The following is a 23,010-nucleotide window of genomic DNA, read 5'->3' on the forward strand; positions in this document are numbered from 1 at the left end:
TTCTTACTCTTATCTTATACCTCATCATATGTTATGGCAACTTGGTTTATTGACTATTTTTACAGTTAATTTCGCTTGTCCGCCAGATTTTTAATAAAAGGGCTCTCCGCAGCCGGAATGGCGCGAAAAAACAGGCCGCGTAATGCCGCGGCGGAAAAGAATAAAGCGATGTATGAGGGTATAAGGAAACTTAAAATCGTATGTCAGGCGCATGTCGCCTGTCTAATGCACAGCCTCTCGTGTAGGCTGTAGAACGGCAGCGCCAAAGGCCAGCAGCACAGCTGCTATTAACAGCATGATGCCAAGATGCAGGGCAATATCCCCCAGGGCTGCGCCGCCGGAGCTTTCCTCAAATGCCAGAATCGCCCAGCGCTGGGGAGTAAAGCTGGACAGCTTCTGCATAAAGTCAGGCATCAGTCCGATCGGCCAGAAACAGCCACCGAGAATGCAGGTTGGGGTAACAACAAGGTTATTGATGTACCCGAGGTTTTTCACACTTTTGACCATACTGGCCACTGATGTTGCAATACCGACTGAGCTTAGCAGGAAGCATTCCATCACGAGCAGCAGGCGGCCTGCAGAAATGCCCATATCATACCCGATCAGATTGTACATCACGATTACAATCAGGACCAGCTGAAGCGTTCCCAGCATTATGCTGGCCAGGAAATTGCCTGCGGCGATCTCCCCTGCTCTTACAGGAGCGGTGAACATCCTCAGCATCGTACGCTTCTCTCTGTCCTCTACCACCAAATAAATGGATTGGTTAGTCAACAGCATAATAAACAGAAGCATGAGGCCGACAACAAGGGTGTTGTTTTCGCCGTCTCCATTGCTGCCTTCCTGTTGAATATGCCCCTTGATGCCGCTGGAGTGCATCTGTTCAAGCATCGAATGAACCGCTGCCAGCTGTTGTCCGCCCGCCAGACCGGACGCTGCTGCTTCCGATGACAGCCTGAATAACGTTTCGGTCTCTGTTTGAAGCTGAACCGCCAGCCTGGCATTCCACAGCTCTTCGCTTTTGCGCATCAGCCGTACCGGACTGCTCTTACCCTCCAACAGCATTGCAGTGTAATTCGCCGGAATGAATACAGCAGCCCCTGCCCGTCCTTCCATTACAAGCTTGTTAAGCGCCTCGGGCTGTTCCTCCCGGCGAAGTTCAATCTTGTATGGAGATTCCATAGCCAAAGCTGCTGCAAGCTCCGCGCCCAGTTGTCCCTGATCCTTATTCACAAGAAGTACAGTCTGTGGTTCTCCCGCAGCGCTGCCGAACAAGCTGATCAGAACAGAGATAACAGCAACAGGAAACAGTACGTACAATATAAGTCCCTTAGGCTTGCCGATCGTCCGCTTGATCATCAGCATGGCAATCGTAATACTACTCATGGATCGAGACCACCTTTCGCATACGCAGGGCGGCTGCCGCCGCACATACGAGGGCAATAACGGCAAGCACCATGACACTTGCGGCTGCATTCCGGGGTGCGCCACTCATAAGAAAGTGCAGGCCTTCATTGGCCCAATAGTTGATCGTAAATTTCTCCATCGCCTTCATGACCCCGATATCCGGCATCATCCCGCCACTCAAGAAAGTCATGATGATAATCAGCAAGGTGAAGATCGTCTCGGATGACTTGCCGCTGCGGGCAACAGAAGTAATAATCATCGCCAGCGAGACAGCCGCTACAATAGTCAGTGCGATGATAAGGGCAATCATACCGTAATACCCGCCCCACTGAATGCCAAATACGAGCCGGGATACGGCTACCACAATGGTGCCTTGGAGGAAAGCAAACAACATGACGCCTGCCATTTTGCCCAGTACAACGAGCACCAGCGGAGAAGGCATTGCACCCAAGCGATACAGTGTCCATTGCTCCTTCTCCTTCATGATGCTAAACACTGCACCCATTGATGAGAAGAACAAAAACATGATCAAATAAGCAGCTCCATAGTATTGCAGTGACGTCAACGGGCCGAAGTCGCCCTTGGCTGTGGAATTCGATGTCCCGACGTCCACCAGTTCCCCTTCATGCTCTCCCCGCCCGCTTTGTGGCTGCTCCGGTACATCCGGGCCAAGCACTGCCATAACGGCCATATGGAGTTTTAGCTCATTCAAATAGCCGTCAAGCACCGCCTTCGCTGTCAAATTGCGAATGGAAGACTTGCCCGGATAGTAGATCAAGCCGGCGTCGCCGCCCTCCAGCGCCAACTCCGAGAAGTCCTCCGGCACAACAAGGCCGTAATCTGCACTCCCTGTCTGCACCTGTTCCTGCACAGCCTTTGCAGAGGCTGCACGAATGATTTGCAGGTGGCTGGAAGCAGCCTCTGATGCCAAATAGTTCTCCATGTCCGCTCGAAGCTTGCCCTGATCTGCATGAAAGACTGCTGTCCGAACCTGCTTGGCGGAGGTGTCCAGTCCGTTCCCCAGCAGAAAAATGAGCAGCAGCGGCAGGCCGATCAGCAGCAGCACAGACATTTTATTGCGGATGATGCGAAGCAGCTCATACCCGGCTGCCGTCCATACATATCGCATCCTCTATTTCCTCCTTCGGGAATCTCTGTGATGATGTCTTCACACGCTGCTCGGGACTATTTGCCGTCACGCAGCGTACGTCCGGTCAATTGGAGGAACAGCGTCTCCAAATCCGGTTCATCCCTTTGCAGTTTCAGCAGGTTCATGCGATGCTTGCCGAGAATAAACAGAATGTCCTGTACATAGGTTCTCGCGTCCTGCAAATACAGCTCCAGCGTCCCATTCTCAAGCTTCTGTACGGCTTCTACCCGGGGATGGTCATGCATCTCGCGAATTGCTGCCTCCGCAATTGTATCCGTCTCAATAATCAGCTTCTCCTTCTGTCCGGACTGTCTTCCCAGTTCTTCCTTTGTTCCGCTGGCGATCAGCCGGCCGCGGTCAACAATGCCGACCCGTGTGCTGATCGCCTCGACCTCCTCCATATAATGGCTCGTATAAATAATCGTAGAGCCCAGCTTGTTCAGCGTGCGCACAGACTCCAGAATATGATTGCGTGATTGGGGATCAATTCCCACTGTAGGCTCATCCATAATAATGACCTTCGGCCGGTGAGTGATGGCACAGGCAATATTCAGCCTGCGCTTCATCCCTCCCGAGAAGCCCGACGGCTTGTTTCCCCCACGCTCCCCTAGTCCCACAAACTCCAGAGCCTCGCTCACACGATCACGCAGCAGCTTGCCCCTGAGCCCATACAGCCGGGCAAAAAACGTTACATTCTCTCTGGCAGTCAGCGACTCATAAATCGCCAGCTCCTGAGGCACAAGGCCGATGCGCTTCTTGACCTCGCGCGGCTGCCGGTCTACGGATATCCCCTCGACCGTAATTTCGCCGCTGTCTGCCTTGAGCAGTCCGGCTAACAGATGAATCGAGGTGCTTTTGCCCGCCCCGTTTGGGCCAAGGAGACCGAAGATTTCACCTTCCTCTATAGAGAGAGACAAATGATTCACGCTGATATTCATATCATATTTTTTCACAACATCTTTAAAGGAAATCAGACTCATGTTGCTTTCCCCCTCCAAATTACAATTGGAATTTCTTCATTCAGCCCTCTGCTCTTATTTTATACTGCCCGCCTTGCTTCGTCAGGTATCGGAAGTCAGCAGGAGAACATGACAAAAGTCATAACCTTGCAGCAGCTGGAGGACGCTATGCTATAATAGGCACAGATTTGAATCTAACCACTGGAGGCCAGGCTTAAATGAGCTATCCGCTTGCGGCTGCCCGCCATTTGCTGCTTTTGCTTCCGGCGGCAGCTACGTTATTCCTGTCGGCTGTTTACTCGCAGGCTGAATTTATATTCTTTACACTCATTGGCATTTTGATTGCCAGAGTGATTGAGCTGCTGCCACGCCAGGCTCCGGGCCTTCTGGCTGTGGAAATCTTGTATCTGGCCTGGCTCGGCAACCAGTACGGAGGACTGATGTTCCTGCTTCTCTATTCAAGTCTGATCGCTTCGTTCTTCTACGTCCGCAGCCCCCGGGGACTTGCTGCGCTTGTCATATTAATCGGCATAGCCCTCGGAATTGCGCTGGAGAACATGGAGCCTCTGATGACAGGCAGTGCGGTGTTTTCATTCCTGACGGTATGTGCGCTTCTGGCAGCCGGAAGCCTGGCAGGCCGCAGACACTCCCGGATGAACAGCATGCATGAGGCGCTGAACAGAAGCCATGAGGAACTGCATCAGGCCCGGCAGCGCCTGGAATTGTATGCCGCCCAGGTTGAGCAGCATGCGCAAGCCGAGGAACGCAGCCGGATTGCCAAGGACATTCATGATGATCTGGGACACCGCCTTATCCGGATAAAGATGATGATGGAGGCCGGGATGAAGCTTTTAGAGCATGACAGGGAGAAAGCAAAAAACTTGCTGGAACAGGTACGTCAACAGCTGGAGGAAAGCATGGACAACATGCGCCGGACGGTCCGGAAGCTGACGCCGGCTACCCAGGAAGGAACTCGCCGATACTCGCTCACCCGGCTCATCACGGATGCGGGACAGTCAATGGGCATAGAGGTTCAGATGGAGATACAGGGTTTGGCGCAGCCGCTCTACCCGAGCATGGAAATTGTCCTTTACCGCAATGCCCAGGAGGCCATAACAAATGCGGTTCGGCATGGCGGGGCAACAAAGGTCCGAATTACGCTATTGTTCAGCCGCAAATCAGTCAGGATGTCCGTTGCCAACAATGGCGACCTGCCCTCCGGGGAAGCCGCCTCCGGCCTTGGCATGCTTGGAATGAAAGAGCGGGCCGGGATGCTGGGCGGGAAGATTGAAGTCGAGTGCAAAGCCCAATATGAAGTGATCACAGAACTGCCGCTTCAGTTTGCTGCCAGTCCCGTACTAGAGAGGAGCATTACAGAATGATTGCTGTGCTGATTGTGGAGGATGACCCTTTTATACGTGAGAGCCTGAAGCTGATTCTGGACCTGGAGGCTGATCTGGAAGTTGTCGGCATATGCGGCAATGGTTACGAAGCAGTGGAGTTTGTCAGGGCCGGGTCACAAGTGGATGTGGTGCTTATGGATATCCGGATGCCGGAATGTGACGGTGTAGAGGCAACCCGGCTGCTCAAGGAGCTTGAGAGGCCCCCTTCTGTCATCATTCTGACGACTTTTGATGATGATGACTATATTGTAGAGGCGATCCGTCATGGTGCCGGAGGCTACCTGTTAAAAAATGTCCCCCCTGCCCGGATTGTCTCCGCAATTAAGACCGTACATGGCGGTGAACTGCTGATTCATCCCGATATTGCCCGCAAGCTTGCAGATATGATCAGCTCCCGCGACCGTCAGGAGACTGCACGGCCAGGGTCAAATTCCGGAGTAAACAAGCTTGCTGAATATGGGCTTAATGACGCCGAAAAGGACATTATCCGGCTCGTATCGGACGGCAAGTCCAACCGTGAGATAGCGGGCACTTTGTTTTTGAGTGAAGGGACGGTTAAAAATTATATCTCTTCGATCCTGGACAAGCTGGAGCTGCGGGACAGAACTCAGATCGCAATATTTTATCTTAAACTTACCCATGGAGGAATGGATACATGACCCTACCAAAGGATAATCAGACCTTGCAAACTATACATACGAGTTCGACCTTACAAGAAAAGCAGGCTCAAGGAGCTGCTCTGTTTGCCGGATTTACACAGGAAGACTTTGACGTCTTCACGATTCCCGGCCTGGAGCCGCGAATGGAGGCGCTGATCGGCCTGGTCCGTCCAAAGCTGAATCTGCTCGGGGAGCGGCTGTCACCGGCGCTGTCCGTGCTGTGCGGCGAGGAAATGTTCCCTCATGTCGCCAAGCATGCCAGACGGACAATCAATCCGCCGATTGACACATGGGTTGCCTTTGCCCATAATAAACGCGGCTATAAGGCGCATCCCCATTTCCAGATCGGACTGTTCGAATCGCATTTGTTCATTCAGTTTGCGATCATTTATGAATGTACGAACAAGCTGATTTTTGCCGGACATGCACTGGACAAGCTGAGCGAAATACAGGCTCTGGTGCCGCAACATTATGTATGGTCAGGCGACCACATGGTACCTGAAGGCACGCGGCACAGTGATATGGACGAGCAGGAGCTTGAGAAGCTGCTCGGCCGCTTGAAGACGGTGAAAGCTGCCGAGGCACTATGCGGGCTGCACTTGGATCGCAAGGACCCGCTGCTGGCTGACGGGGAAAAGCTGATCCGGACGATCGAGCAGACATTCGAGACACTGATCCCGCTTTACCGGATGGCTTTTTAAAAAATTTCACAACCAAAAACGGGATGGAATGTGAGCCTCATAAAGGCTTTACATTCCATCCCGTTTTCATTGGTTCTAACGGGCCGTGCCCGCCCCTGTTCTGCGATCTGCGGCAACAAAGCCGGAGAGCAGAAGCAGTGCGGCAAGCGACAGCGCGCCTGCGATAATATAAGGCAGCTTCAAATCAAGCACGAACAAGGAGGTCCCGACCAGAGGTCCTATAATCCGGCCCAGACTGTCCATAGAGGAGCTAAGTCCTGAAGCAACCCCTTGCCCGACTGTCGTCTTCTGTGTAATGAGCGAGGTCACACATGGCCGGATGAGGGCGTTGCCGACTCCGAAGATGGCCAGGAACAGAGTCGCAGTCCACAAGGTATGCGCCGTGATCAACAGGAAGAAGCCAACGGCTGACAGAAGCAGGCCGGCAACGATGAATTTCGGTTCACCACCCGGGCGGATGTATCTTCTGACGATGCCGCCTTGTACGAGAGCGCCGACAAAACCGCATACAAAGAACATCATCCCTACCTGCCCGGGAGTCACATCAAATCGCTGCATCCCGAACAATTGCAAGGTTGCTTCCAAGCCGGCAAGCGTAACCGCTACAAAAAATGCCAGCACGTACAAGTAGCGGATCGAACCGGTAAAGGCTTGCCAGCGGGAAGGACGCTTCTCCCCTGCTGCACTCCGCTTCTCGGGCGGCAGCGATTCCTGCAGTCTTGACAGTGCCAGTACAAAGGTAATCAGGGCGAGTATAGCGGCTGTAAAAAACGGCGCCTGCAAGGAAATCTGGCTCAGCAGTCCGCCGACGCCAGGCCCGATGGTAAAGCCGAGCCCGATTGACATACCGACCAATCCCATTCCCTTTGTCCGCTCCTCCGGCGGTGTGACGTCCGCCACATAAGCCACGATAACGGATGTTACCGCCCCTGAGAACAAGCCGCCCAGCACACGCGAGGCGTACATCAGAGTCAGATTATCCGATCCGATTCCAAATAAAATAAAGCTCGCTGCGAATCCGACGATTCCGGTTAATATAATCGGGCGTCTGCCTATGCGGTCCGATAATGCTCCCCAGAACGGCGAGAGCAGAAAAGACACTGCTGAATAGATGGACAGCATCAGTCCGGTATGGCGTTCCAGCAACCCGGGGTCCGCCGCTTTAATAAGCTCCGGCATAACCGGAATAATAATCCCGAAGCCGATGAACGTTGTAATCAGCATCAGCATTACGACAAGTAATTGTTTGTTCATCATGTATTCCCTCCAGCAATAATCGTACCATAACTTGTCAGCGCATGGAAATGAACAAATCTGTAACAAAATCTGCTTGCATTCCCCCCCGTTTTTGCTATACTCAACCTTGTTTGATTACTTTTTATCGAAAGGCTGGGTGAATCATTGGATCATACTCAAACCCCGCTATTCAGCGCTGTGCGCAAACATGCGGAGCAAAACCCTGTACAATTTCACATCCCTGGACACAAAAAAGGAGCAGGAAGCGATCCGGAATTCCGGTCATTCATCGGCGATAATGCCCTGTCCATCGATTTAATAAATATAGCTCCACTGGATGATTTGCATCAGCCAACCGGTGTTATTGAGGAAGCTCAGAAGCTTGCCGCCGACGCATTCGGCGCGGACTATACGTTCTTCTCTGTACAGGGGACAAGCGGTGCAATCATTACCATGATTATGACGGTATGCTCACCGGGAGACAAGATTATCGTCCCGCGCAACATTCATAAATCGATTATGTCGGCGATTATATTCGCAGGCGCCCGTCCGGTCTTTATCTCCCCTGCGCGTGACGCGAACCTTGGGATCGACCACGGAATTACAACACGGTCTGTCCGCCGGGCGCTGCAGCGCCATCCTGACGCCAAGGCTGTGCTGGTCATTAATCCGACCTACTACGGCATCTGTGCAAACCTGAAAGAGATTGTCGACCTTGTACACACCTACGACATTCCGGTGCTGGTCGATGAGGCCCATGGCGTATTGATTCACTTCCATGAAAAGCTGCCAATGTCCGCGATGCAGGCAGGTGCAGACATGGCTGCTACAAGCGTGCACAAGCTTGGCGGATCGATGACTCAGAGCTCCATTCTGAATGTCCGCAGCGACAGAGTAAATGCACACCGTGTTAAAACCATTATTAGTATGCTGACTACGACCTCAACGTCTTATATTCTGCTCAGTTCCCTGGACACGTCCAGACGCCACTTGGCACTGAACGGGCACCAGATGGCGGAAAAAGCCATTCAGCTTAGCCAGTATGCCCGTGCCGAGATCAACAAAATTTCGGGTTTGTACTGCTTCGGGGAGGAAATTCTGGGCGATGAGGCAACCTATGACTATGACCCGACCAAAGTATGCATTCACGTGCGTCATCTTGGCATAACTGGGTATGAAGTAGAGAACTGGCTGCGGGATCACTATAACCTCGAGGTTGAGCTGAGTGATATGTATAACATCCTCTGTCTCATTACGACCGGGGATGACCGCAGTACGGTCGATATTTTGCTTAATGCCTTGAGAGAGATGTCCGGGGAGTTCTTCCAGAAGAATGAGGCCAAAGAGCTGGTCGTCAAAATTCCGGAAATTCCGCAGCTCTCCCTTACACCTCGCGATGCATTTTATGCGGAAACCGAGGTCATTCCGTTCAAGGAATCTGCCGGCCGGATTATCGCGGAGTTCATCTATGTATATCCGCCGGGCATTCCGATTTTGCTTCCGGGTGAAGTGATTTCGCAGGAAAATATCGAGTACATTGTCGATCATGTGGAAGTCGGACTCCCCGTTAAAGGACCGGAGGACCGCAGCATTGAATTCGTGAAGGTCATTGTAGAAGAAGAAGCGATATTCTAATCCATGATCATAGAAGGGGCGGTCCCAAAAGTCATAAATATGACAGAGGGACCACCCCTTTCTTCCGGTTCGAACCGGCCGCACACTATCCCTCTTTCCCGTACGCTGTGAATAGGTGAAGTATCCGATAGAGAGGATATGAAAAAACCGCCTTCCATATAGTACGGAATGGCGGTTGATAACAAATTGTAATTGTTTATGCTTGGGATTCGTTCTCTTGAAGTGCGATTTCCTCGTAAATTTTGGAGACGCGCTCCCACTCTGCATCGTCTTCAATGCCGACGAGGAATGCTTCTTCATTTTCTTCTTCAATACGGAAAATGATTCCGTCGGATTCCGGATTATTGCGGTCCAACAGGACAGCATATACTTGCTCCTCGGATTCAAAGGTGAATACCATCACCATTTCCCGTTCTACACCTTCATCATCACTAACTAAAAATACATGCTCGTCGTGCTCATGATCGTGATCATGGCCGCAACCGCAATTGTCCCCATGTTGATGCTCGCTCATTGGTATAACCCCATTTCAAATTAGAAATCTTTCACCAAAGTATCGTAACATTTTCAAGAGGGATGGTCAAACCTGTTTCTTATGATTGTGATTGCCGCGAAAACTCCCTATTGAGCTGTAATTGTCTTCTCGGAAACAAGCGTCCACTCATTGGAAGATACCGGCTTAATATAGAAGCGTACCAAATATTTGCCGGCAGAATCAAAGTTGTATCTGAAATCCTCTGTCCGGAACCAGAAGTTATCGGACTGCTTATTCGGATTGACGTCCTGGGACTGAATCATCTTCTCGTCCCCTGATGGATCGGCAATTGCAACCTTGACTCCGTTAATGTCCACCTTCAAATTATCAATCTGGGAGAACACGCTAAATGTCACTCTGCCCTGCTTAACGTTGCCAAATGAATTCTGCCCCTGAAACAAGAACATATGTACATTCGGTTTATAGATGGAAGCCCGCTTGGCGGAATCATCCCATACAACTAAAGCCTGCAAGGAGGAAGCGATCTGCCTGAGCGGCAAATAGGTACTTCCTTCCGAAAGCAGGCCTGACTCTTTCGATTCAATGCCATTGACAAAAACTCTCACTTTCTGTGCAGCCGAATCCGCGAACAGCACGGTACCGCCAAAAAGAGAAAGCGCCAGCGTAAGTACAACCAGCTTTTTGATCTTCATTAATGACTTACCCCCTTCCATTGTTGCTTGATAGGTTATACTCTCCAATTCAGGCAAAGTTGCGCAAGTATTGGACACTTTTTTCACTCCCATTATCTTCCTTATAATCGGAGTTTTTTTGTAAAATCTAGTGACATAAGCACTTTTTTTTTGATCTGAAAAATGATAAATTTGATAGAAATCTGAATTCGCAGGGAGGGCATTAACGTTTGAAACTTCAAATGCTTGGTACTGGGAGTGCTTTTGCCAAAACCTTTTACAACAATAATGCTTTAGTCTATGCAAATGGATGTACACTTCTGGTAGATTGCGGCATTACGGCCCCGGCTGCCCTGCATGCATTAGGGAAAACGCCTGATGATATTGATGCCCTGCTGGTTACACATATCCACGGTGATCATATTGGCGGGCTTGAGGAAATCGCCTTTCGCATGAGATTCCAATATCACCGCAAACCGCTGCTTTACGTACCGGAGGTGCTGGCCGCTCCTCTATGGGAGAACGCACTGAAGGGCGGGCTTTATCAAGACGAGCTGCCTGGGCTGGAGGACTATTTTGAGATCCGGCTGATGAAGGAAGGGAACGAATATGAGCCTATCCCTGGATTGTCTGTGGAAATTATGCAGACGCCGCATATTCCAAACAAAGACAGCTTCTCCCTGTATATGAACCGCCATCTGTTCTATAGTGCAGATATGCGCTTTAATTCTGAACTTTTGCATAAGCTTGTGGAGGAGCGGGGCTGCGATACCATTCTCCATGATTGCCAATTCATCAACCCCGGGGTGGTACATGCTTCCCTTGATGATTTATTGACCCTGCCAGAGCCAATCCAGCGTCGGGTATGGCTGATGCATTATGCTGACGATCAGCCGAACTTTATCGGGAAAACAGGCCTCATGCGCTTTGTGGAGCAGCAGCGGCTTTATGATGAATCCGAGCTGGCGGAGATCAATTAATAAATCTGTGTAGAAAAACAAGCCCCCTGATCGCCATACTGAGCTGTATCCGTAATTCATAAGAGACTCCGTTAGACGGTGCACTTCTTACTGATTCCGGTATTTCAGTTCAGTTCCAGGCGGCAGGGCGGCTTGTTTGCTGTTGCTCTGAATCAGACTGACTGGAGCAGTCTGGCTCTCGTATGCTTAGAACAATGGAAGCTGGTCCAAATTGTTAGTCGGATCGCCGTCAGCATCGCCACGAATATAAAATTCGCCGTCTCTGCCTTTGAAGCTGTTAACGCCGGCAATGCGGCCAGACTGCACTTCCTGCAGCGCTTCCTGATACTGGAGCACCCTGCCGCCGGAGGTCTGGAACGCTGTAAGGTCACCGTCACCATTCTTTTGAACAGCTACGAACCGCTCACGCTGGTCCATATTTTGATTCACATTACTGTTTATGCCGGCGCTGGATGTGATTTGGTTATTGAAGCCGAGATTCGCATCATCAGCCACATTCGTGTTCACGCTGGAGTTAATGTTCACTCCCCCATTGGTAACAGCATTTGCGTTTTGAATGGATTCGTTGTTCGCTTCATTGTTGATATTGTTCGCTGGATATGAATTGAGATCTCCGGTTTGGCCATTACTCAGGCTGTTGCCCGGGCTGCTGTTGGCAGCGTTGTTGACATTATTGTTCATCGTGCTGTCCCCGCTTTCCTGTTATCTGCTGAATGACCTGTTCGGGTTATCCAGCTTCATCGTGCACGCCTTAGTATGGAACATTTTGTATGAACTCATACATCCGGCTTAAAAGCAGCTTTCTCTACAAGACATTACGGCTGGGTACGAAGCCTCTCCCCGGGATGATACGGTTCCAGTAATGCTCCCCCCGAAGGCGGGGGAGGCAATGTCTCCACTGCATTTTCCCGCGTATATACATCACGGATCACCGAAGGCGATCCATAGACATCTTGAATAACGAAGACCGTTACAGCCGGAGAAGCATCCGTCATTGAGGGAAGATAGGATGACAAGCCGCAGCCTCCAATAGATAGGACAGCCAGCAGCAGTAACGCCGGTTTCCACATGTTGCGCTCACTCCCGTAAATATTAATTCCTGCATATGGGAGTAGTATGACCGTGCTCTGCTTTCTTCAAACATTTTGATCTCGTCGTGCATTGCCTGACCCCATCATGCTGCATACTTTGGCCTTAAGTGCTTATACTATAGGCGGTAAATTCCAACCCGGGCTAAATTTGAGGAGGAGCGCCAATGACTGAACAGTTTGAGAGCAACTACAACTGCGCCAATGCATCCGAAGATTTGCATGAGCTGCAGCTTTTACTGCATCAGCTTCCTTCTGACGGCAAGCAGACAGCAGAGCAGCAGCAGGAAGCGAACCGGCTGCATAACCTGATTCATTTCATCAAGAATAAATGCGATATTAATAACGGGTAAAGGAAACCGATCTGAGGAGAGTGCGGAAAATGGCTTCTAATAAAGAACAGCTCAACAATTCAATTGAAGTGAAAGAGGAACTTCAACAATCTTCTGACAAAAATTCGCAACCCGGCATTAAGCCGGGTATGGATTATATCTGGGGCAGTGACCAGGATGAACTGAACGGAAATAAACGTGATCACGATGTGGATGAGAAATTGCAATAAATGAATGGAAAACAGGCGGTGCTTCTCAGGAAGCCCGCCTGTTTGCGCTATGTTATATAGCAGTACCATGCCAATTTATCTTGTATGCATAATTCGGAAGCAGCTTACTTCGCTGCTTTTTTGACCAGATTGATATGATCAAGATGAGTAGCATCATTATAAATAAACTCCAGCACATAATCCCCGCGATTATAGCTTAATTTGGTTTGCAGTTGTTTTCCGGTTTTAAAGCTTTTGGTTGCGTTTGGTTTTCCCCATTGTTTCTTCAGCATTTTTTCTGTAATGCCTCCGATGTTGGTTTGACGCTCAACGTTTGTTCCAAAATAACGCAGCTCGTTAATTTTGTTGTTTTTATTATAGGAAACAGCATAACCCGGATGTCCCATTTCGGCATGATAGACATCGAAATCCTTGGCAGTTTTGCCTGGCGCTTCAGACTTGCCAAGTTTCTTTTCTACATCCTTACGGGTGCTCACCCCAAGGGACAGCCCACTAACTTCACCAGGGAACTGGCCTTTCAAAGCAGGTTTGTAAAAACTGTTCAGTGTCTGTAAAGCCTGAGATTCAGCTGAATTTTTATTTTTTATCACCGTCTGGCTTACAGCTGCCGGCTTGCTGACGGCTGCGGCATGCACCTGGGCGATTCCACTGGTTACGCCTGTAAATCCTAAAGTGGCAACGGCTAAAAACAATGCAACACGGGCAGATTTTCTAAGCGGTTGATAGATTTTCATCTTGTTTTCCTCCCTAAATTGCCTTAAATGTTGTTACGCAATATTAGACGAGAGAGAAAAAATAAAGTTGATAGATTTTGAAAAAGTTTTTTGGAGAGGGTGGATTGGGAGGGAAATGGGTGGAGATTGGGTCCGATCGGTGTAGCAAAGAAAGCTCAACAAACAGACACTAATTGAATATCGACACCAGCTTGATGTAGTCAGCTTCTTATATTCACAAAAACGGGATTCAAGCCTCTTATCTAGAAGAAGTTGAATTAATTCAAGTGGAACGGAGCTACTTACTTTGTTGCGAAAAACCATTTTCTTTTACACTTTGTTAATCAAATTAATATTTTGTTGAAAATTCTGAAGGAAAGTATTGACTCTTAAATGAATTGTTGATATAGTATTAATTGTTGCTGATACGATCTGTTAGCTCAGCTGGGAGAGCACCATCTTGACAGGGTGGGGGTCAGTGGTTCGAGCCCACTACAGATCATACCGAAAAGCCTTTTATATCAAGGCTTTTTTCTTTGTTATCTCTACTTACTTCGGTGTTTAAATTGCCTTTGGGGCAAAAGAAAGAGCCGACCTTTGGTCATACCCCTATCAAGTAGACAGATGAAAAGAAACTACGCCGCCAACGCGCATCGATACTCAATCGGTGCGCGTTGTTTTAGTTTGGCTTGAAAGCGCATAAGACGGCCCCTACTGCCATCCACGCTAAATATTATTCAAATTCCCATATGACCTCTATCTTTACCCCGTCATTGTATTTTCTAACGAACTGACCAACATCCAGAAAAAATAAGATGTTCCCCAGATAGGAACGTTTCCTATTAGAACACTTTCAATCATTGTCAAGTCAATGGATTGCAAAATTGAAGTTGCAGGCAATGTCCGCACTGGCTCCCTGTCCTATCTGCTTGACGGTGGCGCCTGGTTGGAAGGCAGCTGCGATATCGTCGACAACCGGATTTGAAACAGTGAATCGTATATCATGTCCCGCGTTTGATCACTAGGTACATCTCCTTTCCTTGCTGCTGCGCGCTGAATTTTCTTATCCAGCTCACTCTTCACCCATTTGGAAATGGCATCAAGCATGCCTAGCGGTAGCCAATCTCCCCAGCCTGCTCTAATGGCGTTAGATGTCATGGATTGGATGATGTGATACAGCAGACCGATGGTCAGAGCTCCGAAAAACGGTCCCGGAAGCTTAACGGCCATGTCTAATAGATGACCGCCTGCTGGTAGCAGCAACATGAAGTATGAACGGAACACACCATCAATTCCGTATTTGCTCGCATAGGAATTATCTCTCTTCGCTGCCCGAATACCAGACAACCAATCCAGACAAAGAAAGAAGATTAGAGCCGACATGACTGTTCTGACTGCATCCCCTGCCCCGTACAAATACTCAAAAACGGGAAGAAGCACCGACCCGATAGCCGATGCTCCAGTCTGTGTCTTGCTCAATATGACCCCTCCCCAAAATAAAAAGGCCGCTCGTTTGAGCAGCCCCTAACAGTATTAATCTTTTCTATTATTTGGTATACTAATCTAGTACAACATGACTTGGGTGGGAAAGTATCGCCTCCAGAAGCGAGGTGATGCTATGCAATTTTCGTTGACAGAAGTGGTTATGCTCGGCATGTTCATGCTCGCGTTCCTTACTTATCTGAATAAACGAAAATAACCTGCCCAAGTTCGCCACAGGGAGCAGGTTATTTTCTTCGAGTTTTATCTTGGAGGTTTCCCACCCAAAATGTTGTGCAGGGGGCGACGGCAATCGCCCCTTATTTATATTGTAAGCATATCATAGCTGTTTTAGACGTGCAACGTTAACTGTCGGCGCTTTGATCATCGTTTTACACCTAATTGAATAAATTTCTTTTATTCTTGAACATAGCATCTACATATCACCACCCCCGGCGTTGTGTTTGTTTTGGGAACAAAAAAAGCACCGGTTAGGGTGCTTAGTAGCTAAAGACTTATTATCATGATCAGTTTTCTAAATAAACATATCCTCTGAAGTGAGCTATATATCCATTATCCACTTTTTCAATTCTTTCTCTATCCAACACCCCAGCCCAGGTTCCCCTTGAATCAGTAATCGTACGAGTAATAGTCCCTGGTATAGTCATATTATCTGTGTAAAATACCGAATGTGTCACAATTCTTTTAGTGATACTTGTGGCTTGAACAGAAGGTTTTAGATCCACTCCTGTAGTTGGCGCAGCAACTGCCGCACCGGTGATAGATGTCATCAGTAGAATAGAAGCTAAAGCACTTTTAACAAATAGACTCTTTCTCATAAAAAAACCTCCTTAAATTAGAATACAGTCCATATTTATATTATCATATATTCCTTGTTTTTACTATTGTTTTACATTTTTATTAGTTTTCATGAAATACATATATAAATTACCGTCCCGCAGAAGCAGAAAAAGAAAAAGCACCCTTAGGTGCCTATCCGAACTCATAGAACTTGTTCAATAATAAGTTAATATTTTTAATCTCATCTGCATTCTCTTCTTCTACCAGGCGCTTTCGATCCTCAAGACTAGAAATAGTTTGTCTAATAGATTCGAGGTACTTCTTATACTCTTAGCTACTAGGAGGCTTTAATTTTGCCTCAGAATCCCTGCTAAACCCAGATGCGAGCATCTTATATGCCCGATCTCTGGCAGATGAAATAAAAAATTTGAAATTTATGTATTAAAATTGTTGGCAAGGTGCACACTCTCATACAACCTTAACAATAAACTCTAGCGTAGTGGCAGGTCCGTTTCTTGGGGCACTATGGAGATTTGAAATTACACTTATTTCGTGGCTCATGGTAAATGAGAACGGTATATTAATTTGTATTCTTGTGTAACATTGCGACTTATTTTCTGCAAATATTTACATATTCTTTGAATAAGTATAAAGTGAAGATAAATTTAAACTAGTAGCGGAGAGGAGAAAGCGTATACATTCATGCTTGTTTTCACACTTCTTTCTTTAGTTATTTTAATGCCAACAAACAAGGTATCCGCGTATTATTATGTTACATCGCATACCATGAGCGATGTGAAAGTTGGAGGAGCTGTATTCCATACAGGTAACATCACACCTTTTGACCCTAGTACAAAAATTCATCAGTTTACGACTCACAGAAGCGGTACGGCACTGTTCACTGTTGTAAATACGAATTACGGCGGTCCGCTGCAAGTCCAAGTGTTGGACTCCAATTTTAATGTTATTCCTAATCACAATAACGGAATTAACGTTCTAGCCAACCAAGTCTACTATTTAAAAGTTACGTTGACCGGAGCCAATCATCCTAACGGTGCATCCTATGTTTATATGGGTCACTATGTGGTATAGTTTTGCTTTGTATGGATCAATGAAGAGGCTGCCTTGCTGAAGTAGACTCTTTCTCTGTGCGTTAGAATTAAAATGAACGAAAATCGCCGGGTAACGGCTCCCCCTCTGCCCCATCCACTCTTGATCCCGCCATGGAACGGGCTCTCACGTATCCCATCATAAATCTCCAAACACTCCTTGGAAACGAAGATCGAATTAGTTTCAAATCATAAACAGGACTAAAGTAACAAGTTCAACTTCGATTTATTCATACGTTCAGAGCTTGTATAGATTCATTTGATATGATATTGGCATCTATATTCTCTGAGGTGAAGCACATGCAACCTAATATTGACCCGAAAACGCCGCTGAAACATTATTTTCCTGTTGTCGAGCCAATACTTTCCCTAAATATTAATGAACTTCGGCGTGCCTCCTATTCCGAAGACAATAAAAAAACCGTCTCCCTTATGATTGGCGCACTTCGCAGACGGCGTTATCTAACCATTGGTGATGTTTTGAATACTACATGGAAAGACTTGAGCAGTATTCGAAATTTCGGAATAACCTGTCAACTGCTGCTTTTTAATTTTCTGCAACGAATCACTGAACATCCCGAATACCTCATTAATCTGGATGTCTACGAAAGAAAGAGAAGAATTGAAGCCATTAAAGGCCGTCTCAGGGAAATGGGCATGATTTTATAATAACCAGCCTCTACAATTAAGTAGGGGCTGGTTATTATTACCTTCTTATTTCTATCTGATTTAAAATCCAAACGGTATAACCACTACATTAACATTCGCTCCCAGCATATTTTTAACTTGAAGCGATGTGTCTTTTAAATAGATGTTCAGCTTTCCGGACTCCTCAGTTTCCTTTGTAGAAACAATTGCATCTGCTCCTGTAAAGGCCGGGAACAGTATAGAGCCAGTGGAGAAAAGAATCGCAAACGCTGCTTTTGTTGAATTCGCGTAAATCAGATAAATCCCCCGTTTATTGGCATTGTTATTAAAGGGAAAACCAAAATTTTCTGAGGTTTGATTTGCTATTAATTTAATGGTTTCGCTAGAGAATGAGCGGGCTCGAAACATTCCATCCGTAGACATTCTATATAAAGGACTAGTGTCAAAATTAATTTCCGTTTTATCTGTGAAATAGTAAGTCAAATCATTCGAAGATGCGTCAATTTTTCGACCCCAACGTCTGTTTCTAGCTACTGGTGACGATAATGTATCACGGTCCTGATAGCCTCCCGGAAACCGATTATCATTTATTAAAGTTCCAAGAAATCTCATTACCGGCTCTCCATTAGAAACGTACGGAACTTCTTCATTACTTTGCCACAACTGATTAACAGATAAACCTGCAGCATGTAATGCAGGACCAATAAATCCGCCTATAAAGTTAATTTCATGCACACGTCCACCAAGATCAAATAAACGATTTTTTAAATTTGTATTTTGAGAGGAAGATTGAATAGTTATTGTAGGATTTTCAAATAGTACCGAAAACACATTTTTGAATTTAAACATTGGAACAATGTCATCCAGGGTTACACTGGCGTTTGCCCCATTCGGATTATTATTATGAGTAAACTGTGTGCTGTTAAAAGAAATTTGGCTGCAATTCTCAGCATCAAAGATTGTTGTATTAAATGCACGAGTCTCAAAATGGCAACCATTAAAACCTATATTATAATGTCTTTGTTTCGCGCTATCTGAACCGCCTTTTAATTTAATGAAAGTGCCGTCCACCATTCCTTCCCAATGACAGCGGTAGAATTGCAAGTTATTTGTATTATCCTTGGAATGCAATTTAATATTGATGCCTAGAGGACTTTTCCCGCTAAAGGAGAAGAATCCACAATTTATAAAGGCTGTATCAAACCAATGCTCGACTTCAAAAACCTGGTTCCAATAATACCAATCCACATTTTCAATAAAAGACTGGCTTAATGCACGAAAAATACTTTCAGAACTGTTTCTTCCTACTCGGGCAAAACAACCATTATCATGTCCAATAAATCTGACGTTCTTACAAGTCAATGAACCATATGGAAGATCAAACATCAAATTGGCATTAGGACCTAATTCTAAAACGGAGCTGGATTTGCCCATTCCTTCAATATGCAAGTTTAATTGATCTCCCATATGACCATTAGCCAACTTCATGTCTGCAACAACCGTCTCATCAACCTTATAAGTACCAGGAGGAACTTTCAAAACAATTGTACGGTAAGTTGTTCCTCCCCTTCCTTTGACTTTGATATGTTTGAGGCAGCTTTGTATGGCTTCTTTCAGTGCATCTGAACAATCAACTTGCCCGGTTGCATCTGCATTAAACCAACTGAGATTAACCCCTCTGTCCCAAAACTCCTCATCAATTTCTTTTAACTTCTCGATAGGGGAAATCAGGGAAGATTTCATCAATGAAGCTGCTTCGTTGCTTTTGGTTTCTTTTAGTTTTTCGCTAACTTTGTATTCCATGCTATCTTTTGCACGCAGGGCAGAAGTAACTTCTGCCGCTCTTTCAATCGGAACAATAAGAGAAATTACTTCCGGGTATTTTGAAAGCACCTGCTTTGCCACCCCAGATATACTATCGAACACTGCATTTTGCTGCAGCCCCTCTATTGTCGGCCCAACATAAATGAGGTGCCCTTTTTCTCCCATCCTTTTCACCCGACCTTTCTATTCTTTAGTATCACCATCCATTTATGGAACATGCTATTTCTCTATCAATAACAGGTATAGGCTATTAAAAGTTTTATAGATTATTCTATGCAAGACTCATGCTAAGTGTAACGCTTTATTTGAAGTCTTGAATTTTTTTTCTATTAAAATTTTACCCATAGCAAAAAGCGGGAAAACCAGGTTCTCCCGCCATACAATAATTAATTGTTTGATTGTTATTGCTATAAATAGTGCCTATCCTCTAAATCGCTTCAAAAACTCCACCGCCAGCCCGATATCCGCCTCCGGGCTCGTGCCAACCTCACGCTCAATGGTCAGATAGCCTTTGTAGCCGATGTCGTTGAGTGCCTGCAAATAGGCTGGCCAGTCGACGCCGCCCTCACCCAATGGCACCTCGCGGAAGGCAGAACCCGTCTCTGCCATCGCCGCGATCTTCTCATGATCAAGCTCCACCTCATAGCCGTAAAAGCCGTACACATCACGCGGATCGATGTGGCCAAGCTTAACCCCGTCCTTCGCGTGGGTATGAACAATATAATCCTTCAGCGTGTACACGCCCTGTACAGGATCATCTCCGGTCACCATGACCATATTCGCAGGATCAAAATTGACGGATACCCCTTTCGTACCGAGACTATCCAGGAAGGCCTTCAAATGTGCTGAGGTCTCCGGTCCGGTCTCAATGGCAAAATAGGCGTTCATATCGCTTGCAAAGCGGCTTAACTCTTCGCAAGCCGTATGCATGGTTTCATAAATTTTGCTATTCGGGTCATCGGGAACAATACCAATATGGGTCGTTATAATATTTGTACCCAGCTCCATACCCAGTTCCATAATGCGCTTGGACTTGTCGATCTTAGCCTGGTTTTGTGCCGGGTCCTGGAAGCCATGGCCTCCCAAATCTCCGACCAGAGCAGAAATTTCAAGGCCAAGGGATTGAATATAATCACGCCATTCTTTCCGTGCGCTCGCCGATAATCCCGCAGGATCAAGCTCTCCCTGAACGGCATAGATTTGCACGCCATCTGCCCCAACCTTATGTGCCTTCAGCAGGCCCTCCTTGACTCCGACCTGAAAACTGTCTACAATAACGCCAATTTTATTCGTAATGACAGGTACGCTCATGTACTGACCGCTCCCTTCCGCATCGATTTGCTTGCTGCTATTTAGTTACACGCATGATTTACAAGTGCAAGACACCGTCGTGTGAAATGTTCTTCCAACCTGCGTTCCCAAATGCCCTGAGGAACGATTTCGTTCAATCACCACCAGAATTTTTGCTAAACTTCTGCCCAAACCCGCTTCACATAATCAAAGCCCAGCTTAGTTCCAGCCTTGCACTCTTCCATACCCTCAAATTCAATCGAAATGTATCCGTCATAGCCGCCCGCCTTGACTGTCCGGAGCACATTCGGCATATCGATATCACCGTGACCCACAATGGCGCCGCGCAGCCAGTTTCCGCTTCCCGACTTGAACCAGCCTTCACCAGGTGCACGATACGAAGGACGATAATAGAAGTCCTTCACATGAACCATCGAAGCCAGGCCAATGTTATTGGCAACAGCTACCGACGGGTCCTCGTCCGCACACAGGAAGTTGCCCACATCCAGCGTCGTTTTGAAGTTGTCCCGTCCAACCGCCTTCACCAGCGCCTGCACCCGGTCGCTATGCTGAACGAAGTATCCGTGATTTTCAATGCTCGTCGTAATGCCTAGCGGCGCAGCGTAATCTGCGATCTCCTGACAAGCCGCCGTCAGCTTCGGAAGCTGCTCCAGAAAATGGCCGATTGAGGTGTCCTGCGTCCAGGCAACATCATGCCGCATCCGCTTGATGCCAAGCGCCGCAGCCACGTCCACATCCCGCTTTACCTTCTCAATTTCAGCCTGGTAAGCTTCACCTTCCAACCCGATGAAATTGGCTCCTACCGCATAGTTGGAGAGCTCAAGACCTTTTTCCGCTGCCTGACGTTTGATTAACTCAATCAGTTCATCATTGTCTGTCAGCGTAAAACCAAGCGGTACAATCTCTACATGTTCCGCCCCAATTTCTGCAATATAGGACAGGACATCCTCGATGGTCATCTCACCGCTTGACAGCGCCTTGTAGAGACTATATGTGCTTATGCCCAGTTTCATAGCTTCACCTCAGCTCGCTTAGCGGCCGACTCATAGATCCCAACCAGTATCTTCATAATCTCTACCCCGTCCTCAACAGGACTAATCGGTGTGTTCCCGTTCAAAACACAATCTGCGAAATGGTCGATTTCATTTTTGAAAGCGCCTTCGAAGTGGAATCCCTTATGGTCCGTTTGCGGATAGATATTGAGAATCGTATCGTTCTGCTCGGTGACAATAACGGTCTCCGGATCGATCTCAAATCCGCCCTTGTCACCGTAAAGCTTGACGCTGCCTTCATTCTCCTTGGCATGCAGGGTGAAGCTTACATCCACCATCAGTGATGCGCCATTCTCGAAGCGGATCAGTGCATTGGCCATATCCTCTACCGTGCTGGAACTGCCATCATAATCAGCTGCTTTATAGAAAGACAGGTACTTTACATTGGAGCGGTTGCCCAGCTTCTGATACGTATTGGCACTCACGGATACCGGCTTAGGCCGTCCCATCATATACCAGCACAGGTCGATGACATGCACTCCGATATCAATCAGCGGGCCACCCCCGGAACGTTCGATATCTGCGAACCAGCCTCCCGGATTGCCCAGCCTGCGGATTGTCGTCGCTTTCGCATAGTAGATATCCCCGAATTCGCCACGGTCTGCCATCGAGCGCAGCAGTTGGGCATTCGTATCATAACGGCGCACAAATCCAACTTGAAGCAGCTTGCCGGATGTCTTGACTGCCTCCTGAACCTTCAACGCTTCCTCTACTGTACGGCAAAGCGGTTTCTCAACCAGCACATGCTTGCCCGCCTCAAGAGCGGCAATGCTGATTTCCGCATGTGTATTATTCCATGTACAAATGCTTACCGCCTGAACTGCCGGATCAGCAAGCAAATCATGATAATTGGTATAAACCTTCGATGCCCCGTATTTTTCAGCCGCTTTGCGCGCTCTTTCCTCATTCAGGTCGCAGACCGCATAAATCTCTGTCTTGGAATTGCTCTGATAGGCGTCCATATGAAAAGATGAGATGGAGCCAGTTCCGATCACGCCGATTTGTACAGGTTGCATTTGTAGTCTCTCCTTTGTGAATGGAATGCTTGGAAATCTTTATAGCATCTACATACTTTCGTATTAATTCGTATTATAATGAAATTACGGGCACAATCCATGCAGAGCCG

At 47.4% G+C, this 23,010-nt stretch carries 24 protein-coding genes and 1 tRNA gene; 10 read left to right on the forward strand and 15 right to left on the reverse strand.

The annotated features are described in order from the left end of the window. Positions 1–222: 222 nt before the first annotated feature. Genes H583_RS0117165 through H583_RS0117175 form a run of 3 tightly spaced genes read right to left on the reverse strand, consistent with a single transcriptional unit; the run spans position 223 to position 3,537 of the window. Positions 223–1,386 carry an ABC transporter permease gene (locus H583_RS0117165; protein ID WP_028561548.1) on the reverse strand — a complete coding sequence of 388 codons (1,164 nt, stop codon included), beginning with the start codon at positions 1,384–1,386 and terminating at the stop codon, positions 223–225. Next, complete coding sequence (locus H583_RS0117170; RefSeq protein ID WP_028561549.1) at positions 1,379–2,536, reverse strand: ABC transporter permease; 1,158 nt, start codon at positions 2,534–2,536, stop codon at positions 1,379–1,381. The genes H583_RS0117165 and H583_RS0117170 overlap by 8 nt, the downstream gene beginning before the upstream one ends. A gap of 56 nt (positions 2,537–2,592) precedes the next feature. Further along, positions 2,593–3,537 carry an ABC transporter ATP-binding protein gene (locus tag H583_RS0117175; RefSeq protein ID WP_028561550.1) on the reverse strand — a complete coding sequence of 315 codons (945 nt, stop codon included), beginning with the start codon at positions 3,535–3,537 and terminating at the stop codon, positions 2,593–2,595. A 197-nt stretch (positions 3,538–3,734) separates the two neighbouring features. Here H583_RS0117175 and H583_RS33275 point away from each other — a divergent pair, with 197 nt between their 5' ends. From H583_RS33275 to H583_RS0117190, 3 genes are read left to right on the forward strand one after another with little or no spacing between them, the layout of a single operon-like run. Then, complete coding sequence (locus H583_RS33275) at positions 3,735–4,898, forward strand: sensor histidine kinase (protein ID WP_051236562.1); 1,164 nt, start codon at positions 3,735–3,737, stop codon at positions 4,896–4,898. Next, positions 4,895–5,578: a response regulator transcription factor gene (locus tag H583_RS0117185; protein WP_028561551.1), complete on the forward strand. Its 684-nt coding sequence runs from the start codon at positions 4,895–4,897 to the stop codon at positions 5,576–5,578. Before H583_RS33275 ends, H583_RS0117185 begins: the two co-directional genes overlap by 4 nt. Beyond that, positions 5,575–6,279: a YktB family protein gene (locus tag H583_RS0117190; protein ID WP_081667303.1), complete on the forward strand. Its 705-nt coding sequence runs from the start codon at positions 5,575–5,577 to the stop codon at positions 6,277–6,279. Before H583_RS0117185 ends, H583_RS0117190 begins: the two co-directional genes overlap by 4 nt. Before the next feature lie 75 nt (positions 6,280–6,354). Here H583_RS0117190 and H583_RS0117195 read toward each other — a convergent pair whose 3' ends face one another. Then, entirely contained in the window at positions 6,355–7,533 is a 1,179-nt protein-coding gene (locus H583_RS0117195) for a tetracycline resistance MFS efflux pump (protein ID WP_028561553.1), read from the reverse strand. Between the two features lie 147 nt (positions 7,534–7,680). Between H583_RS0117195 and H583_RS0117200 the strand changes: the two genes are divergently transcribed. Beyond that, entirely contained in the window at positions 7,681–9,150 is a 1,470-nt protein-coding gene (locus H583_RS0117200) for an aminotransferase class I/II-fold pyridoxal phosphate-dependent enzyme (RefSeq protein WP_028561554.1), read from the forward strand. A gap of 196 nt (positions 9,151–9,346) precedes the next feature. Here H583_RS0117200 and H583_RS0117205 read toward each other — a convergent pair whose 3' ends face one another. Next, a complete protein-coding gene (locus H583_RS0117205; protein WP_028561555.1) occupies positions 9,347–9,664 on the reverse strand; it encodes a DUF1292 domain-containing protein in 318 nt (105 codons plus the stop codon). 107 nt (positions 9,665–9,771) lie between these two features. After that, the gene (locus H583_RS0117210) at positions 9,772–10,338 is read right to left on the reverse strand and encodes a stalk domain-containing protein (protein ID WP_028561556.1); all 567 of its coding nucleotides are present in this window, start codon (positions 10,336–10,338) and stop codon (positions 9,772–9,774) included. A gap of 209 nt (positions 10,339–10,547) precedes the next feature. Between H583_RS0117210 and H583_RS0117215 the strand changes: the two genes are divergently transcribed. Continuing rightward, positions 10,548–11,297, forward strand: a complete 750-nt coding sequence (locus H583_RS0117215; protein ID WP_028561557.1) for an MBL fold metallo-hydrolase — start codon at positions 10,548–10,550, stop codon at positions 11,295–11,297. A gap of 186 nt (positions 11,298–11,483) precedes the next feature. On the opposite strand, the gene H583_RS0117220 is transcribed toward H583_RS0117215, so the two are convergent. Together H583_RS0117220 and H583_RS0117225 are read right to left on the reverse strand one after the other, a co-directional pair. Then, a complete protein-coding gene (locus H583_RS0117220; protein ID WP_028561558.1) occupies positions 11,484–11,714 on the reverse strand; it encodes a DUF3892 domain-containing protein in 231 nt (76 codons plus the stop codon). A gap of 398 nt (positions 11,715–12,112) precedes the next feature. Further along, entirely contained in the window at positions 12,113–12,367 is a 255-nt protein-coding gene (locus tag H583_RS0117225; protein ID WP_028561559.1) for a hypothetical protein, read from the reverse strand. Positions 12,368–12,552: 185 nt separating this feature from the next. Here H583_RS0117225 and H583_RS0117230 point away from each other — a divergent pair, with 185 nt between their 5' ends. Continuing rightward, complete coding sequence (locus H583_RS0117230; protein WP_028561560.1) at positions 12,553–12,738, forward strand: hypothetical protein; 186 nt, start codon at positions 12,553–12,555, stop codon at positions 12,736–12,738. Positions 12,739–12,767: 29 nt separating this feature from the next. Next, complete coding sequence (locus H583_RS0117235) at positions 12,768–12,947, forward strand: hypothetical protein (protein WP_028561561.1); 180 nt, start codon at positions 12,768–12,770, stop codon at positions 12,945–12,947. Between the two features lie 104 nt (positions 12,948–13,051). On the opposite strand, the gene H583_RS0117240 is transcribed toward H583_RS0117235, so the two are convergent. Then, positions 13,052–13,681: a YjgB family protein gene (locus tag H583_RS0117240; RefSeq protein WP_028561562.1), complete on the reverse strand. Its 630-nt coding sequence runs from the start codon at positions 13,679–13,681 to the stop codon at positions 13,052–13,054. Positions 13,682–14,089: 408 nt separating this feature from the next. Between H583_RS0117240 and H583_RS0117245 the strand changes: the two genes are divergently transcribed. Beyond that, positions 14,090–14,162, forward strand: a tRNA-Val gene (locus H583_RS0117245). A 419-nt stretch (positions 14,163–14,581) separates the two neighbouring features. Here H583_RS0117245 and H583_RS33280 read toward each other — a convergent pair. Further along, positions 14,582–15,139, reverse strand: a complete 558-nt coding sequence (locus tag H583_RS33280; RefSeq protein WP_245585928.1) for a phage holin family protein — start codon at positions 15,137–15,139, stop codon at positions 14,582–14,584. Between the two features lie 527 nt (positions 15,140–15,666). Then, the gene (locus tag H583_RS0117255) at positions 15,667–15,978 is read right to left on the reverse strand and encodes a hypothetical protein (RefSeq protein WP_028561563.1); all 312 of its coding nucleotides are present in this window, start codon (positions 15,976–15,978) and stop codon (positions 15,667–15,669) included. Positions 15,979–16,642: 664 nt separating this feature from the next. On the opposite strand from H583_RS0117255, the gene H583_RS0117260 reads away from it, so the two are divergent. Both H583_RS0117260 and H583_RS0117265 read left to right on the forward strand, forming a co-directional pair. Next, positions 16,643–17,032: a hypothetical protein gene (locus tag H583_RS0117260; RefSeq protein ID WP_028561564.1), complete on the forward strand. Its 390-nt coding sequence runs from the start codon at positions 16,643–16,645 to the stop codon at positions 17,030–17,032. 317 nt (positions 17,033–17,349) lie between these two features. Further along, positions 17,350–17,718, forward strand: a complete 369-nt coding sequence (locus H583_RS0117265; protein WP_028561565.1) for a hypothetical protein — start codon at positions 17,350–17,352, stop codon at positions 17,716–17,718. A gap of 60 nt (positions 17,719–17,778) precedes the next feature. Here H583_RS0117265 and H583_RS0117270 read toward each other — a convergent pair whose 3' ends face one another. The 4 genes from H583_RS0117270 to H583_RS0117285 form a co-directional block, all read right to left on the reverse strand. After that, on the reverse strand, positions 17,779–19,686 hold the full coding sequence (locus H583_RS0117270; protein ID WP_028561566.1) for a hypothetical protein: 1,908 nt from the start codon (positions 19,684–19,686) through the stop codon (positions 17,779–17,781). Between the two features lie 255 nt (positions 19,687–19,941). Beyond that, the gene (locus tag H583_RS0117275; RefSeq protein ID WP_028561567.1) at positions 19,942–20,832 is read right to left on the reverse strand and encodes a sugar phosphate isomerase/epimerase family protein; all 891 of its coding nucleotides are present in this window, start codon (positions 20,830–20,832) and stop codon (positions 19,942–19,944) included. A gap of 155 nt (positions 20,833–20,987) precedes the next feature. Continuing rightward, positions 20,988–21,845, reverse strand: coding sequence for a sugar phosphate isomerase/epimerase family protein (locus H583_RS0117280; RefSeq protein ID WP_028561568.1), 858 nt, complete (start codon positions 21,843–21,845; stop codon positions 20,988–20,990). Continuing rightward, positions 21,842–22,900, reverse strand: a complete 1,059-nt coding sequence (locus tag H583_RS0117285; RefSeq protein ID WP_028561569.1) for a Gfo/Idh/MocA family protein — start codon at positions 22,898–22,900, stop codon at positions 21,842–21,844. Before H583_RS0117285 ends, H583_RS0117280 begins: the two co-directional genes overlap by 4 nt. Between the last annotated feature and the right edge of the window lie 110 nt (positions 22,901–23,010).

The organism is Paenibacillus pinihumi DSM 23905 = JCM 16419, assembly GCF_000422505.1.
GTDB lineage: Bacteria > Bacillota > Bacilli > Paenibacillales > Paenibacillaceae > Paenibacillus_D > Paenibacillus_D pinihumi.

Coding starts and splice junctions, on each gene's coding strand:
- H583_RS0117165 (WP_028561548.1), bottom strand. CDS start 1,386: ATGAGTAGTATTACGATTGCCATGCTGATGATCAAGCGGACGATCGGC.
- H583_RS0117170 (WP_028561549.1), bottom strand. CDS start 2,536: ATGCGATATGTATGGACGGCAGCCGGGTATGAGCTGCTTCGCATCATC.
- H583_RS0117175 (WP_028561550.1), bottom strand. CDS start 3,537: ATGAGTCTGATTTCCTTTAAAGATGTTGTGAAAAAATATGATATGAAT.
- H583_RS33275 (WP_051236562.1), top strand. CDS start 3,735: ATGAGCTATCCGCTTGCGGCTGCCCGCCATTTGCTGCTTTTGCTTCCG.
- H583_RS0117185 (WP_028561551.1), top strand. CDS start 4,895: ATGATTGCTGTGCTGATTGTGGAGGATGACCCTTTTATACGTGAGAGC.
- H583_RS0117190 (WP_081667303.1), top strand. CDS start 5,575: ATGACCCTACCAAAGGATAATCAGACCTTGCAAACTATACATACGAGT.
- H583_RS0117195 (WP_028561553.1), bottom strand. CDS start 7,533: ATGAACAAACAATTACTTGTCGTAATGCTGATGCTGATTACAACGTTC.
- H583_RS0117205 (WP_028561555.1), bottom strand. CDS start 9,664: ATGAGCGAGCATCAACATGGGGACAATTGCGGTTGCGGCCATGATCAC.
- H583_RS0117210 (WP_028561556.1), bottom strand. CDS start 10,338: ATGAAGATCAAAAAGCTGGTTGTACTTACGCTGGCGCTTTCTCTTTTT.
- H583_RS0117220 (WP_028561558.1), bottom strand. CDS start 11,714: ATGGACCAGCGTGAGCGGTTCGTAGCTGTTCAAAAGAATGGTGACGGT.
- H583_RS0117225 (WP_028561559.1), bottom strand. CDS start 12,367: ATGTGGAAACCGGCGTTACTGCTGCTGGCTGTCCTATCTATTGGAGGC.
- H583_RS0117230 (WP_028561560.1), top strand. CDS start 12,553: ATGACTGAACAGTTTGAGAGCAACTACAACTGCGCCAATGCATCCGAA.
- H583_RS0117235 (WP_028561561.1), top strand. CDS start 12,768: ATGGCTTCTAATAAAGAACAGCTCAACAATTCAATTGAAGTGAAAGAG.
- H583_RS0117240 (WP_028561562.1), bottom strand. CDS start 13,681: ATGAAAATCTATCAACCGCTTAGAAAATCTGCCCGTGTTGCATTGTTT.
- H583_RS0117255 (WP_028561563.1), bottom strand. CDS start 15,978: ATGAGAAAGAGTCTATTTGTTAAAAGTGCTTTAGCTTCTATTCTACTG.
- H583_RS0117260 (WP_028561564.1), top strand. CDS start 16,643: ATGCTTGTTTTCACACTTCTTTCTTTAGTTATTTTAATGCCAACAAAC.
- H583_RS0117265 (WP_028561565.1), top strand. CDS start 17,350: ATGCAACCTAATATTGACCCGAAAACGCCGCTGAAACATTATTTTCCT.
- H583_RS0117270 (WP_028561566.1), bottom strand. CDS start 19,686: ATGGGAGAAAAAGGGCACCTCATTTATGTTGGGCCGACAATAGAGGGG.
- H583_RS0117275 (WP_028561567.1), bottom strand. CDS start 20,832: ATGAGCGTACCTGTCATTACGAATAAAATTGGCGTTATTGTAGACAGT.
- H583_RS0117280 (WP_028561568.1), bottom strand. CDS start 21,845: ATGAAACTGGGCATAAGCACATATAGTCTCTACAAGGCGCTGTCAAGC.
- H583_RS0117285 (WP_028561569.1), bottom strand. CDS start 22,900: ATGCAACCTGTACAAATCGGCGTGATCGGAACTGGCTCCATCTCATCT.